Source organism: Paenibacillus sp. FSL F4-0125 (assembly GCF_038008565.1).
GTDB lineage: Bacteria > Bacillota > Bacilli > Paenibacillales > Paenibacillaceae > Paenibacillus_AQ.
Map to the genome: position 1 here is coordinate 5,433,111 of NZ_JBBOZJ010000001.1, position 13,803 is coordinate 5,446,913.

General features: G+C 42.4%; 14 protein-coding genes. 4 read left to right on the forward strand and 10 right to left on the reverse strand.

What is annotated here, in order from left to right:
- Nucleotides 1-88: 88 nt before the first annotated feature.
- Nucleotides 89-2,713, forward strand: coding sequence for a family 16 glycosylhydrolase (locus NST74_RS24090; RefSeq protein ID WP_341114811.1), 2,625 nt, complete (start codon nucleotides 89-91; stop codon nucleotides 2,711-2,713).
- 213 nt (nucleotides 2,714-2,926) lie between these two features.
- On the opposite strand, the gene NST74_RS24095 is transcribed toward NST74_RS24090, so the two are convergent.
- Both NST74_RS24095 and NST74_RS24100 read right to left on the reverse strand, forming a co-directional pair.
- Nucleotides 2,927-3,307: a hypothetical protein gene (locus NST74_RS24095; protein WP_341114814.1), complete on the reverse strand. Its 381-nt coding sequence runs from the start codon at nucleotides 3,305-3,307 to the stop codon at nucleotides 2,927-2,929.
- A gap of 192 nt (nucleotides 3,308-3,499) precedes the next feature.
- On the reverse strand, nucleotides 3,500-3,694 hold the full coding sequence (locus NST74_RS24100) for a hypothetical protein (protein WP_341114816.1): 195 nt from the start codon (nucleotides 3,692-3,694) through the stop codon (nucleotides 3,500-3,502).
- Between the two features lie 245 nt (nucleotides 3,695-3,939).
- Between NST74_RS24100 and NST74_RS24105 the strand changes: the two genes are divergently transcribed.
- The gene (locus tag NST74_RS24105) at nucleotides 3,940-4,632 is read left to right on the forward strand and encodes a DUF421 domain-containing protein (RefSeq protein WP_341114817.1); all 693 of its coding nucleotides are present in this window, start codon (nucleotides 3,940-3,942) and stop codon (nucleotides 4,630-4,632) included.
- Nucleotides 4,633-4,814: 182 nt separating this feature from the next.
- Here NST74_RS24105 and NST74_RS24110 read toward each other — a convergent pair whose 3' ends face one another.
- The 8 genes from NST74_RS24110 to NST74_RS24145 all read right to left on the reverse strand — a co-directional run bounded on the left by NST74_RS24110 (nucleotide 4,815) and on the right by NST74_RS24145 (nucleotide 11,346).
- Nucleotides 4,815-5,207 carry a collagen-like protein gene (locus NST74_RS24110; RefSeq protein ID WP_341114819.1) on the reverse strand — a complete coding sequence of 131 codons (393 nt, stop codon included), beginning with the start codon at nucleotides 5,205-5,207 and terminating at the stop codon, nucleotides 4,815-4,817.
- A 178-nt stretch (nucleotides 5,208-5,385) separates the two neighbouring features.
- Nucleotides 5,386-6,288 (reverse strand): AraC family transcriptional regulator, encoded by a 903-nt coding sequence (locus NST74_RS24115; protein ID WP_341114820.1) that lies wholly within the window; start codon nucleotides 6,286-6,288, stop codon nucleotides 5,386-5,388.
- 151 nt (nucleotides 6,289-6,439) lie between these two features.
- Nucleotides 6,440-7,390, reverse strand: a complete 951-nt coding sequence (locus NST74_RS24120; RefSeq protein ID WP_341114821.1) for a hypothetical protein — start codon at nucleotides 7,388-7,390, stop codon at nucleotides 6,440-6,442.
- Complete coding sequence (locus tag NST74_RS24125; protein ID WP_341114822.1) at nucleotides 7,387-7,944, reverse strand: RNA polymerase sigma factor; 558 nt, start codon at nucleotides 7,942-7,944, stop codon at nucleotides 7,387-7,389. Before NST74_RS24125 ends, NST74_RS24120 begins: the two co-directional genes overlap by 4 nt.
- Nucleotides 7,945-8,175: 231 nt before the next feature.
- Complete coding sequence (locus tag NST74_RS24130) at nucleotides 8,176-9,024, reverse strand: AraC family transcriptional regulator (protein ID WP_341114824.1); 849 nt, start codon at nucleotides 9,022-9,024, stop codon at nucleotides 8,176-8,178.
- Nucleotides 9,025-9,126: 102 nt separating this feature from the next.
- Nucleotides 9,127-9,771, reverse strand: a complete 645-nt coding sequence (locus tag NST74_RS24135) for a hypothetical protein (protein WP_341114825.1) — start codon at nucleotides 9,769-9,771, stop codon at nucleotides 9,127-9,129.
- A 156-nt stretch (nucleotides 9,772-9,927) separates the two neighbouring features.
- Nucleotides 9,928-10,926 carry an NADP-dependent oxidoreductase gene (locus tag NST74_RS24140; protein WP_341114827.1) on the reverse strand — a complete coding sequence of 333 codons (999 nt, stop codon included), beginning with the start codon at nucleotides 10,924-10,926 and terminating at the stop codon, nucleotides 9,928-9,930.
- A gap of 66 nt (nucleotides 10,927-10,992) precedes the next feature.
- A complete protein-coding gene (locus NST74_RS24145; RefSeq protein ID WP_042130800.1) occupies nucleotides 10,993-11,346 on the reverse strand; it encodes an ArsR/SmtB family transcription factor in 354 nt (117 codons plus the stop codon).
- A gap of 659 nt (nucleotides 11,347-12,005) precedes the next feature.
- Here NST74_RS24145 and NST74_RS24150 point away from each other — a divergent pair.
- Together NST74_RS24150 and NST74_RS24155 are read left to right on the forward strand one after the other, a co-directional pair.
- Nucleotides 12,006-12,539 carry an RNA polymerase sigma factor gene (locus NST74_RS24150; RefSeq protein ID WP_076119439.1) on the forward strand — a complete coding sequence of 178 codons (534 nt, stop codon included), beginning with the start codon at nucleotides 12,006-12,008 and terminating at the stop codon, nucleotides 12,537-12,539.
- On the forward strand, nucleotides 12,526-13,695 hold the full coding sequence (locus NST74_RS24155; RefSeq protein ID WP_341114828.1) for a DUF4179 domain-containing protein: 1,170 nt from the start codon (nucleotides 12,526-12,528) through the stop codon (nucleotides 13,693-13,695). The genes NST74_RS24150 and NST74_RS24155 overlap by 14 nt, the downstream gene beginning before the upstream one ends.
- Nucleotides 13,696-13,803 lie beyond the last annotated feature (108 nt).

The following is a 13,803-nucleotide window of genomic DNA, read 5'->3' on the forward strand; positions in this document are numbered from 1 at the left end:
TTTAGCTGATTATTATATTCGATAGAATAGAGTTGTTCCTAAATGAAAGCGGTTTCGTTTTCTATTATTTTATTAAAGGAGGGCAAGTATGAAGCGAATTCACAATACGGAGAGTGGTTTTAAGCAGAAGGTATTCAGTTTGTTCTTAGCGGTAGTGCTGTTGGCTGGTGTTGGTCTATTGCCGACTTCGAAGGTGCAAGCAGCAGTAACCACAGTTACCTCTATGTCTTACTTTTCAGCGGCAGACGGACCTGTCATCTCAAAATCAGGGGTTGGACACGCTAGCTATGGATTCGTCATGCCTACATTCAATGGAGGCTCTGCTACCTGGAATGATGTTTCCGATGATGTCGGTGTAAAAGTGAAAGTTGCTGGCAGTTGGGTTGATATAGACAGTGCCGGCGGCTATACCTACAACCAAAACTGGGGACACTGGAGTGACGGCGGCTTGAATGGCTATTGGTTCACGCTCTCCGCAACCACTGAAATTCAGCTGTACTCCAAAGCTAACGGGGTAACACTGGATTACACCCTAGTATTTCAGAACATAAACAAGACAACTATCACCGCTATGGCGCCTACACAAGGGCCGCAGATTACGGCAGGTTTCACCGGTAGTGCCGGCTTTACTTATCCTACCTTCAACAACGATTCGGCGGTAACGTATGAAGCAGTGGCTGACGATTTGAAGGTATATGTAAAACCTGTAAACAGCAGTACCTGGATTGATATTGACAATAACGCAGCCAGCGGCTGGATCTACGATAACAACTTCGGACAATTCACTGAAGGGGGCGGCGGCTACTGGTTTACCGTAACGGAGTCTATCCATGTAAAATTAGAATCGAAGACCTCTTCAGCTAACGTTATTTACACTCTCACCTTTAATAAACCTGTAAGAAATTCATACGTCCTCACTCCCTATGAGGGAACGACCTTTACCGCAGATGCGAAAGGCGTCATAGGTGTACCGCTGCCCAAGATTGATGGGGGAGCACCTATTGGCACCGAGCTCGGAAATTACGTTTACCAGATTAACATCAACGGACAATGGGTGGCTATGAGTGATTCCAGTCAGAGCGGATTTGTATACGCCGGTAACGGCTATAACAACATGTCCGATGCCAACCAATGGGGATATTGGGCTGACTATATCTATGGGCTTTGGTTCCAGCCCGTACAAGAGGATGTGCAGATTCGTATCGGCTATCCATTGAATGGACAGACGGGCGGAAATGTGGGCAACAATTACGTCAACTACACCTTTATTGGCAATCCCGATGCCCCGCGTCCGGATGTATCCGATCATGATGACATTGCTATCGGAACACCAAACGACCCAGCCATTGAAGGCATGAATCTCATCTGGCAGGATGAATTTAACGGAACCACGCTCGATACGAATAAATGGAGCTATGAGCAGGGTTATTATATCACTGACGATCCCAATAGTTGGGGTTGGGGCAACGCGGAACTTCAGCACTATACAGACAGTGCACAAAATATATTTGTACAGGACGGAAAGCTAAACATCCGAGCATTGCACGATTCCAAATCCTTTCCGCAGGACCCAAACCGGTATGCACAATATTCCTCCGGTAAAATTAACACCAAAGATCAGTTGTCCTTCCAGTACGGAAGAGTAGACATTCGTGCCAAGCTGCCTACAGGTAATGGCGTCTGGCCAGCACTCTGGATGCTTCCGAAAGATTCCGCCTATGGTGCATGGGCCGCATCCGGCGAAATTGATATTATGGAAGCCAAAGGACGCTTGCCTGGCACGACCAGCGGCGCCATACACTTTGGTGGTCAATGGCCGGTGAACAGATATATTGCGGGTGAGTATCACTTCTCTGAAGGCCAGACCTTCGCCAATGATTATCATGTGTACTCCATGGTCTGGGAAGAAGATAATATGAAATGGTATGTAGATGGAAAGTTCTTCTTTAAAGTGAGCAGAGATCAATGGTATTCCGTAGCTGCACCGAACAATCCGAATGCCCCATTCGATCAGCCCTTCTACATCATTATGAATTTGGCGATCGGCGGATATTTTGACAACGGTCATACCCCGGACCCATCCGATATCCCTGCAACAATGCAGGTCGATTATGTACGTGTCTATAAAGAGGACAACAGCCAGAATCCGGGTAGCGACGTACCGGTTACCGGTGTAACCCTGAATCAGACCACTGCACAGGTGGAAGTCGGACAGACTGTACAGTTGAACGCCAATGTAGCCCCGTCTAATGCAACGAATAAGCAGGTCACTTGGGCCGTGTCGAACGCCAGCGTCGCTTCCGTGAATCCGAACGGTCTCGTGACGGGAATCGTTCCGGGCACGACAACCGTAACGGCTACAACAGCCAACGGCAATAAAACAGCCACTTCCACCATCACTGTTGTACCGGCATCATCATCCGGTGTTATCATTGTTGGCGATGAGGTGCGTGGCTTGAAGAAAATAGGCGACGACCTGCTGTTCTATGTGAACGGCGCAACCTTTGCCGACTTACACTATAAGCTAAATAACGGTGGGCAGCTGAACGTAGCCATGACCCCGGCAGGGAACGGTAACTATACCTACCCTGTAAATAACCTGCAACAAGGGGATACCATCGAGTACTCCTTCACCTATAATCCGGGGCAAGGGGCCGTCGATTCTCCGACACTCACCTATATCCATGGGGTAACCCAAGGAACACCGGAGTAATCTAGATGAACCCTAGGCAAAATGCATAAACACGAATAGGCGAAGAGGAAGTGTTGGAACTTCCCTCTCGCCTATTTTGTTGTTTCTGTCATGCTGTTCTCCTCGGTGGAAGATCGGCTAGCTAGCCTCATGATTATGAGCCGCCTATTCAAAAAAGAAAGTGCGAAAAAGCCGGTTCATCACCGGAAGCTTTTCTCACCTTCGCTCTCTTGTCTAAATTAACGCGTCGAAATGTCCCTCCGAGTTCACCGTCGCCGTCCGGGGATCGGTCAAACCGATGCCCTTGAGGCCTCCCTTCCACTCATTCCGCCAGAGGGAGGGGTGATCTTGTAGCGGAGAAGCCGGTACAAAATTTACGGGGCTGCTACTCCCGCTTTTCTGTACGAGTTGGGACTCCAGCAGCCGGATTTGCCGCTGCAGTTGCTCCCGGCGATAAGGAGTCTGCATCTCGCTTCCTTGTGCTGCATTCACTTTATCCAGTTCCATCATCAGCCGGTTCCGCTGTTTTTCCAGGGAACTGACATCACTCTGTGTACCGCCGTAGGCCGCAATGGCCTGTAACGGACGGATGCCTGCTACTGTCAGTGCTGCCATGATCCTTCACTCCGTTTCCTTGGCTTCCACTCCAAATTCAACCAAATTTGAAAGTTCTAATCATCTTTATTACCCGCCAATCCTCTTCATGACAACATCACAGCCTCAATTGGAAAATAATCGTCGTATAGTCACATTTGGCCGCTTGTTTCGACCATACCAAAGACCCACCGAAGGCTGGCTAAAGTCCCTCTATTGCTCCCTTACTCGTCCTTCAACCGCCATTGATACAAAATGACAGACACTACTGTTAGGACAAACGTCCATGCCAAGATAATGAGGCCCAGCTCGAAAAATATAATAATGGGAATGGTCCACTAATTGACTCATTAATAGCTGTTTCCGCTTCAAGTCCGTTATAATGGCAATCGATTGGTTCAACGTCATATTTAATTCAATCTTCGGTAGAAATAATTCCCCCTCATAATACAATGATTAAAAATTGCATTCCGTCCTCCCGGTCAGTACCTCTTTAGGATATAAAACAATAATAAATTTTAGATACTTTCTTGTTAGTTTCTATTGATGTAATATAACGTGCTCATGATCAGTAGATTCCTTTCAATTAACAAGTATAAGAGATGGAAATAAGGGCTAATTTAAGACCATCTGTTATGCAAGGGGCTCAGCATATGACATATGGAGAAATTCTATTTCGTACGGCAACGTCTTTCGTTGCTCTACTCTTATTGACACGTCTGCTCGGTAAAAAACAAGTCGGGCATCTAACGTTCTTCAATTATGTAACAGGAATTACCTTCGGCTCCACCACTGCGGAGATTATCGTCAACAGACAAATCACGCTGCTGCAAGGAATATCTAGCTTGATCTTATGGTCGCTCTTGGCGTTCATCGTTGCTTGGATCGGATTGCGCTCCGTCAGAGCACGTGAGATTCTCGATGGCCAACCTACGATTCTCGTCAAACAAGGCAAAATTCTGGAAAAGGCATTGGCTAAGCAGCACCTCAACATCGACGATTTAAGCATGCTGCTTCGGAACAAGGATATCTTCTCCCCCACAGATGTCGAAGTTGCCATTTTGGAACCTGACGGTCAACTCAGCGTGTTGAAAAAAGAAGAAATGCTGCCTGCAACAAAAAAGGATGTAAAGGCAACCGTTATGCCTATTCACAATATCCCGACTGAGCTTATCGTTGATGGTAAAATCGTAGAAAAAAACCTTACTAAAATAGATGTCTCCACAGTCTGGCTCAACCAGCAACTAAAGAAAGCCAACATTCATTCTTTTGATCAAGTATTTTACGCAGAGCTCCAATTGGACGGATCGTTATATATCGACAAATACCAGGATTCGATTCCATAAAAAGACCCGATAGCGACAACTTGAGTTCGTCCGACCTTCAACAACTTTAGAAATGCCCCTCTACAACCAAAAAAAAGAAGGGCTTTTACTTCTGCAAGTAAAAGTTCCTTCTTTAGGTACCCTATCATGCCTCGCCGCAAAACGTCCCCTTATTTAGGGTCCCCTTCTCGATGCTGTCTGCCTTAGAAGCAGGTGAACGAGCGAATCCGATTCAAATCTATACCAAAGTATCCCCAGAAGAAACCGAACCATCTGAACCCTGCAATAGAATTACGCCCGACGAATACCGGGAAGAACCAGAATTGCTCGCCGTTGTTCAGCCAAACGTATGTGTTACGGAACAGACAGCGTCTGATCGCACCGGGGTCAATGGCAAATGTGGTAGCCGACATTTGCGGTACGAATTGCGGTGGTGGTGCCGACGGCGCTTGAACGCCTCCCGGTGCACCTCCCGAAGGTCCCGGAGTCCCAGGAAATCCACCTGGAAAACCCGGTCCCCCAGGTCCGCCTGGTCCTCCTGGTCCACCCGGGAACCCTGGGAATTGGCCGGTTCCCGGCGTTGGAAAAAATCCCATATGTGATCGCTCCTTTCAATGAGTAGGCATAATCATCATATGCATTCGCGGAAAGTGTGCGTGGGCGAAAGCCAATAAATAATCCCGGACCAGCCGAAGCTAAACGGTATAATATTCTTCATAAATGCACTTGTTTAGGCCCCTCGTCTGGGTTTGTCTGTGCAAACAGATATATCAGCTATATCTTTTTTACTGGTCGCAGCACTGCATAACCATAACCCTCTGGGAAATGCCGTTGATAGTCCTGTTTGGTTCCTTCATCCCATTCGTATCCCATACCTTGGGGGTCAAAGCTCCATGCCACCTCTTCAACTGTACGCATAACAGCGCTATTATCCTTCAGATAGTCGAAAGTCGGGTGGAAAAAAACCAAATACTCCGATGCTGGAACCTCCCTACATTCCATTCCTTCCGGAAACGGTCCGTTATACTCCATTGAGACTGGGATTCCATACAAGTACCCCTTTTGACCATTTTGGTAAAACCATCCCGCCGTCTGACCGAGTTGTCCCGGAAGGGTATGGTTGGACATACTCTCCAACGTACCGCTGATCTCATCACAAGAGTGTCCGTTTCCCCAGAAGTCCCCATAGTTTGTTATGGAAATGTCCCATATCCCAATAAATTTGTGCGCCGGAATGAACTCTACTTTGATCTCTGCCGGTTGCAAATGGACCTTACTCATCTTATCCCGCTCCTTGATCAAATAATGATAAGGCGAGAATACCTCCTGACGAATAGCCAACGAAATAGGCCGGGGAGCTTTTTGATAAGCTGCGGGGGTGAGCTGAAAAGCCTTGTTGAAGGCTCGTGTAAACGCTTCTTGTGATGAGAATCCATACTTTACTGCAACATCTAGAACCCGCTGATCCGTATCGCGGAGCTCCAGGGCGGCACGGCTGATCCTTCGAGTCCAGATGTAATCCCTCAAGGTTATCCCGGTTAATTGATTGAACTGCCTAGAACAATAGTAGGGTGAATAGCCTAGCTGTTCTGACATCTGAAGTAGGGATGTGTTCTCCGAAATATTGTTTTCCACCCAGTCTACCATTAGCTGGACCATTTCATTCCATTCGTACATGGAAGTCCTCCCTCCTTTCCTTTTGATCATATCACCGGAAATTTTTGCATACTTGATTCGAGTTGTACAATAAACTCTTGCTGTTATTTGTGGTACGTTCTCCGTATCAAAAGTAAGCGAAAACTATAACAGGAGCCGCCGAAACATACTCTCATCTAGAATTAAGCTCTTTTACTTCTATGATCTTTTTACTAAACTGATACTTTACAGTAACATTCTCAATAATCTCAGTATTCTGGTAGGCAAGAGACCCCTCAAATGCTAAAGTATCATTGTCTTTCCACACTATCTTAACTGCATAGCTATAATTTTCATGATCTGTGCGAATCCATGTATCTAATTTTTTTTGCACACCATATTTAACTCTTGCAGATTCTATTAATTCTGGACTTACCCTTCCCTCTTCAATATCATTAATTTGGACGAAATTACTTTTATTAGAGCATGTTAGTATTGCAACTAACTTATGATTTGGTGAAGGAATAATTTTTTTAACATACATTGATGGTGTTGAAAAACTTAGATACTCTTCAAGCACATTGTCTTTTATTCTCCAAATGACATTTTGACTTCCATAATCCGAATAATTATTAAACAACGTAAATATCATACTTCCGTCTGCTAATTTAACAATATAAGGGCTCTTATAACTTTTTGACAAAATATCGACGGCAAAAGCAGCCGCATCGGCGATTTTTTGATTCTCATTTTTTATAAATGGTTGAAGTTCTTTTAAAGCTTTTACTCTCAACTTTTGATCATTAAAGCTTTCTACCAGCCTATTAATAGCAATATATACATATTCATTATTATCACTTTTCAAAGCATGTAGAAATTTTTCTGCATCGTATTTAGTAGCAGGCTCTAACTCCATATCTTCAGCTTTTAGGTAACGTATGTAAGGCTCAGAATTTTGATTTTTATAATATTCTGTTGCTAATAAAGCTGAAGCAGTTGAACTATACAGGATAAGACAGGCGACCAAAACAACCCACTTTTTAGAGATACCTTTTCTTCTTTTCTCTATTCCATTGTGCTTAGCCGCTTCAATTAAGTTCTCATCAATGAATCCGATCTCCTTAAATAAATCTTCTTTTTTCATAGGTTAACCCCCTCTTGATTTAGATGAATTCTAAGTTTTTTTCTTGTCCTAAATAATATAGATTTCACTTTGCTACTACTCATATTAAATCTCATGGAAAGCTCCTCTATCGAATACGAATACCAGTACCTTCCAATAAATATGTTTCTGGCTTGCTCATCTATGCTATATAAAAATTCATTTATTAAGCTCGCTATCTCACCTTCTTCATACTCTGTTTCTACCGTATCAGGGGAAGCTAAACATTCTTCTAGTTCAGTTAGAATGACTTCAAACTCACGATTACGCTTTTGCGCTGTATTATAACCATATTTATCAAGCGCAATATTACGGGTGATCCTCCCCAGAAATACCGGAAAATTTCTAGGCAGATTAGGCGGTATTGCATTCCATGCTGCTAAATATGTATCGTTCTCACACTCTTCAACATCAGACAAATTTGAAATAATGTTTCTTGCAATCACTCTGCAGTAAGCCCCATATTTTTTCTTAGTCTCTAAAATAGCTTGCTGTGAACGCTGTAGATATAAGTGAACTATTCCTTGGTCTTCCATCCGCTGTTCTCCTTTTCCCTTTTCAACACTCTTATCTATATAGTAGAAAGTTCGTAGAAATGGTTGCACTTATACTAAATTTTTTTCCAGCTCATAAACTGCAGGTAGTTTTATCATACAAAATATATAAGACAAAACCACTCCCGACAAAGGAGTGGTTTCTTTAAATAGATTTACTTTGTTCAGCTATCATCTTCGCTTACGCATCCCTGCATTTCACTTGAGTAAATGTTATTTTTTCTTTACGGGTATCCATATTTCCCCTGTAACATTCACTGCCATACCATAATACATTTCGAAACTAGGACCATCAACCTGTTCGTATTCAGAGGTCGAAAACCATTCGGAGTATATTCGTTCCCACAGTTTTTGCAAATCACATTGCGGCTCCGGGAAAATAGCCCATGTTAAAGCCTGGACAGAGAGCTTTGTAAATCTTTCTGGAATTTCAAGCCCCTTTGGTAAATTGTAACAAATCATATACTTGAAAGATTCTCCCGTGTGATCATATAAGGCAGCGTGCAATACGGTATCACCAAAACGTCCTAGTAATTCATTCATAAGATCAACACTACCATCATCATCACATTTTCCACGGAATTGAGGAACTTCAGAGAACGCTGTTTTCATGTCCAAATTTATTAGACCATATACTCCGAACATCTCAAAAGGCCCTCTTTGTTCAATTCGATAATTCATCTCGACATCTCCTTTTATAGAAATATGAAAGGACATCCGAGGATAGGCTTTTAGAGAAACGCCTTTATCGCGTGCAGATATCGGTATTATCCCATGAAGATTCTTAAACGCTCGCGCAAACGCTTCCGGCGAATCATACCCATATTTCATAGCTATATCAATAACCTTTGCATTTGTTGTCTGCAGCTCAAAAGCCGCCAATGTCAATCGTCGACGTCGAATGTACTCAGATAACGTTATTCCAGTAATAAACGGAAACATTCGTTGAAAATGATAAGTAGAACAACAGGCGATCTGTGCTATGTCATCATATGAGATTTTATCCGTTAGATTTGTTTCTATATATTCCATCGCGCTGTTCATCCTCTGCAACCAATCCATCGTATTCCCTCCCTTCGAGATAAATTTTAGTGTAGTTATCAAATGAAAGCCGTGCATTTACTGCACAAAAAAGTCAGTACAAAACTTACCTTTAGGTCATCTCTACAATCCAAAATGTTCTTTAACTAACTTAAATTGTTCCTCCACGCTCATACTTGGTATTCTTTCAACGGTTTTGATCCCTATTGCAGTACAGGCGTGCTTAATCTCATTAGAGAACTTAACCATAGATTTGTTTCCGTGCTTAATCGTTTCCTCTGGGTTTATCGTATAGGCGTTGATGCAATCCAAAATCATCTTATGATCTTCTCTAAAGTAATATAATCGCTCTATCTCTTCGTCAGACGTGTACAAACAAATCATTCTCTCTTCTGGTATAAAAGGTAATATACGTTCAGGCATTATGCCTAAATCAATAATTATTGGTTTGTCATTAGGCATTGTTAACAAGTCAATGATAAAGAAGTCCATCATCTCTTCGACGATTTGAAATAGCCACTCGCAGTGCTCATCTACGGGTTTATTGAACCACTTATTCCAATCCAAATCAGGATTAGGAAATTGAAGAGCAGGGTAATCAACAGGACTAGTGAATGGTCTATATTTTAAGACATCATCACCTAATGTTTGAAAGCCTAGTTCCTCTACGAATTTTTTGGTCATAGTAGTCTTTCCGGCACAAGGTCCACCATTAAGCCAATAAACATGTTTTAATTGTTCCTTCAAATAATTATCATTTATCTTCATCCGATACACCCCATATGATTTGTGTAGTATCTTACTTTAACACGTCGGTTTCGGAGAGGTGGCGGATTCTTATCTTCCTATAACAGTGAAAACACATAGAAATTCTCCTTTCTTGGCACAAGTAGTTATATTCTATGAGTTGGGTTAAATTCCCTATCACTTTATCTTTAATATGATTTTTCCTTTTGCCCTTCCCGATTCGGAATACTCCATTGCCTTTTGAGCTTCTTCAAAAGAAAATATTTGATCAATTACAGGCTTTATTTTCCCTGCCTCTATAAACTCTGAAATGATCTCTAATTGTCTCCCGCTTGGTTTCATGAACAGGAAGTTGTATCTAACATGGTATTGCTTCTCTAATTTTGTGAGCTTACGGGTAACCAATCGAAAAAGACTCGTTTTTATAAAGCCAGACCCATATTCTTCTCCGAAGCGCGCATTGGGCAGCCCAGAAACCGATACAATTTGTCCACCTGGTTTGACTATTTTAAAAGCCTTTTCTAATGTTTCTCCGCCAATCGTATCGAATACTCCATCATAATTTTGTAAAACCTCATCAAATTGTTCTGTTTTATAATTAATTATTTGATCGGCTCCAAGAGATTTGACCAGATTAGCTCCGGCATCACTAGTAGTTGTAGCGACATAAAGCCCCATTGCTTTGGCAAGCTGGATAGCAAAGGTTCCAACGCCGCCCGAGCCAGCTTGAATCAATACTTTTTGCCCTGCCGACAGCTGTAATATATCATGTAATGTTTGATAGGATGTAAGCCCGACTAGTGGGATTGACGCCGCTTCCTCAAAGGAAAGGTTGTGAGGCTTTAAGGCTATATCGTCCTCATGTACGGATATATATTCAGCGAAGGTTCCAATTCTATTCTTTCTTGGCCGTCCGTATATTGCATCACCTATTTTGAATTTTGTTACTTTGTTTCCTACTTTGGTGACTATACCTGAAAAATCATTTCCTAAAACAAGCGGCATATCGTATTTCAACAGCATACGAGTTTTGCCATCCCGCACCTTGAAATCGATAGGATTAATACTCGCCGCATGGATTTCCGCCAATACATCATAATCACCCACTGAAGGCGTTAGAATGTCTGCCAATAGAAGAGGACTTTTTCCGTATTTTTCAATGATCATTGCTTTCACAAGAATCCTCCTTTTCATTATCGAGATGCGAAGCATGTAATTGTTAGTCTACTTCGTCTGTATTTTCTAGTAATATTGTTCCATGAATTCATCTAGATGGTTTATAAGATTTTTTAACACTCCTAATTTTGTTCTAACATCCATAAAATAATAATTTTTAGCACCTTCTTCCCGCACCATAATGATTCCAGCTTCTCTTAAGATCCTCAGATGATGTGAAACAGCAGGTCGTGAGAGATGAGTTTGTTCAGTAATCTCACCTAGGCGTAGTCCGTTCGTACAAGTAGTCTCCATAAGTACAGTAATAATAGATTGCCGTGTCTCATTACCAATGGCCAAAAAGACCTTCTGGCATAATTTGAAATCTTCTTTGATGACTTCAACTTGTTGCTGTTTATTTATGATTCTCACCGCTTTCATCTCGTTCAATCGTTTAACTTAGCGAACCATTTGCTGACGAGTATGTCATAACAAGATATCCTCTGCAACCTTGGGAAAGAAAATCGAGATTACAAGGGAATTTTTTACATAATTCTCATCTTCCAATGGGTTTAGACTACTTGGAGGTTGTCCAAATGGGAAAACACGACAGTAAAAGCAATCATAATGTTTTGCGGGATGCGGAGAATGGAATCATTTTTGATTGAAACTTTTCAAATCACCATAAACTCATTGAGTAGTATAAGAATTTCGTACCGAATCACTAGAAAAGGACTGGAAAGTCACAGAGGGTAAGACCGTTGATTTTTATAAGAGAGAAATAGAAAATTTAAAGATAATGTTGAATAAATAAACCTAACATTATTAAAATACCAAATAGCAAGTTCGACTGGCCCTTTCCGCCAAAACGGCGGAAGGGCTTTTGCTTTCAGTAAACAAAACTGCCCCACCAGATACTACATTATTTTGTGAACAAGAATGCTTACAGAAACCCGTGTGTGCTGATTTTACCCAAGCGGTGCAGTCTCCGGATATCTTAGGTTTACTTTCGTTGTAACCTTCTAGCTACCTACCCGATCTAATATTTAAGTAACGTTACGAACATCCTAAGACTTTTAGTCAAGAAAGCAGGTAAATCTTTGCATATTAATCCTATTGTCGTCAAAGCCAAAGCTGGGGACTCTGAAGCATTCGTGCAGTTGATGCAAGAGATAGAGTTACCTCTGTATAGAACTGCAAGGTCCATCGTCAACAAAGAAGAAGATTGTGCAGATGCCCTGCAAGAGACGATGCTTAAAGCCTTTAGGTCCATCCATACACTCAGAGAGCCCGCTTTTTTCAAAACGTGGATCTTCCGGATTCTGATTAATGAATGCAACAAAATGATCAAAAACAACTCAAGAGCCCTCCCTTATGGAGAGCTTCCCGAAGTCCCTTCCATTTCCAAGGATTATGAGAAAATCGAAATATGGGATGCCGTTCAACATCTTGAGGAGAATCTACGGATTGTCATTCACCTTCATTACCTACAGGACATGCCGATCAGTCAAATTTCCGACATTCTCGAAATTTCTACGGTAGCCGTGAAGACCCGGCTGCATCGCGCCCGCAAAAAGCTAAAGCATTTATCTCAATTCAATCAAGAAATGGAGTTGCGACATGGTAAACACTAAGTTAGAAGAACAATTAAAAAACTGCCAAAGCCTACTTCCCGATCAGTTATCGGATATTGCCCGCTCCAAACTGAATGAGACTTACCAAATCATCAGGGAAACCGATAATTCCATTTCCCCCGTTCAGAAAAAGAAAAATGTATCAAAAACTTTTAATAAATGGTGGATTTCCACTGCAGCCGCTGCAATTCTTGGAGTTACAGTCCTTGCTTCCGGCTTTGTATCGCCCGTAATGGCTGATGCACTCAAGCAAATTCCGGTTCTGGGAGAAATCTATTCATTATGGGGCGAAAACAATGGAGATCCCGGTGTTCAACAAGCCGAGGATTTCATCACAAACGTAAACCAAAGCGTGACCCATGGCGATGTGACCATGAATATCCCAACGTTGTTATTTGACGGAACCCGAATTCTTATGAACATAACCACTCCTGGAAACAGTCTGGCTTCGGAGCCCAATTCACCGCCTTCAGATGCCAATAAAGGAGCGGTGGATAAGTTTGAGGTTCTCTATAAAGGCCAACCTCTGAACGCAGGTTACGAATTCATGGACGGTGAGACTGCTTCCAGTATAATGGTTCAGGTTTTGAACACTTATTATGAGCCGAGTACAACAACACAGACTGTCCAGTTCCCTGATCAGTTTGACTTGACTGTAAATGTAACGTTAAAGGGTTACGATGTCCCGTTCGAATTCGTTCTGCCTGTTACAAAATCAACGCCCGTTACCGCACTAACTTCAGAGGAGACCAAGCATCACGATAACATTAACTTGCAGATCAGTAAGGTAGAAATCACCCCAATTACAACACAGATATCCGTTGAGTACAAAACTAAACCAGGCCAGAGCATAGAAGAAATGCTCGCTTCTATCCCTTCGAAATACAAGGGTGCTAACGGAGGCATCATCGCTCTTCAGTTTGACATTGTGGATGAACATGGCGTTCAACTGAAGCCCATCGGTGCTCACCCCTTAAGCGAATCTTATAATGTTCGTTTTGAACCCTTCAAGACTATACCGAGTACCGTAACCATCAAACCGTACTTAGTCGTTTCCGAAGGTCAAGCCCCAGCTGGGACTAAAGGACAGTGGGAAGACAATAATATGGTCAAGGAATATATTCCTGAGCTGGAGACTGTAATTTCGGTGCAATAGTTCATTTGTAAAAAGGACATTATTCTCTAGGATGAAAAGGGTATGCAAACCTACAAAAGACGAAGCCAAATCTGGCTTCGTCTTTTGTAGGTTATTTAGCTGAAGCCA

Coding starts and splice junctions, on each gene's coding strand:
- NST74_RS24090 (WP_341114811.1), top strand. CDS start 89: ATGAAGCGAATTCACAATACGGAGAGTGGTTTTAAGCAGAAGGTATTC.
- NST74_RS24095 (WP_341114814.1), bottom strand. CDS start 3,307: ATGGCAGCACTGACAGTAGCAGGCATCCGTCCGTTACAGGCCATTGCG.
- NST74_RS24100 (WP_341114816.1), bottom strand. CDS start 3,694: ATGACGTTGAACCAATCGATTGCCATTATAACGGACTTGAAGCGGAAA.
- NST74_RS24105 (WP_341114817.1), top strand. CDS start 3,940: ATGACATATGGAGAAATTCTATTTCGTACGGCAACGTCTTTCGTTGCT.
- NST74_RS24110 (WP_341114819.1), bottom strand. CDS start 5,207: ATGGGATTTTTTCCAACGCCGGGAACCGGCCAATTCCCAGGGTTCCCG.
- NST74_RS24115 (WP_341114820.1), bottom strand. CDS start 6,288: ATGTACGAATGGAATGAAATGGTCCAGCTAATGGTAGACTGGGTGGAA.
- NST74_RS24120 (WP_341114821.1), bottom strand. CDS start 7,390: ATGAAAAAAGAAGATTTATTTAAGGAGATCGGATTCATTGATGAGAAC.
- NST74_RS24125 (WP_341114822.1), bottom strand. CDS start 7,944: ATGGAAGACCAAGGAATAGTTCACTTATATCTACAGCGTTCACAGCAA.
- NST74_RS24130 (WP_341114824.1), bottom strand. CDS start 9,024: ATGGATTGGTTGCAGAGGATGAACAGCGCGATGGAATATATAGAAACA.
- NST74_RS24135 (WP_341114825.1), bottom strand. CDS start 9,771: ATGAAGATAAATGATAATTATTTGAAGGAACAATTAAAACATGTTTAT.
- NST74_RS24145 (WP_042130800.1), bottom strand. CDS start 11,346: ATGAAAGCGGTGAGAATCATAAATAAACAGCAACAAGTTGAAGTCATC.
- NST74_RS24155 (WP_341114828.1), top strand. CDS start 12,526: ATGGTAAACACTAAGTTAGAAGAACAATTAAAAAACTGCCAAAGCCTA.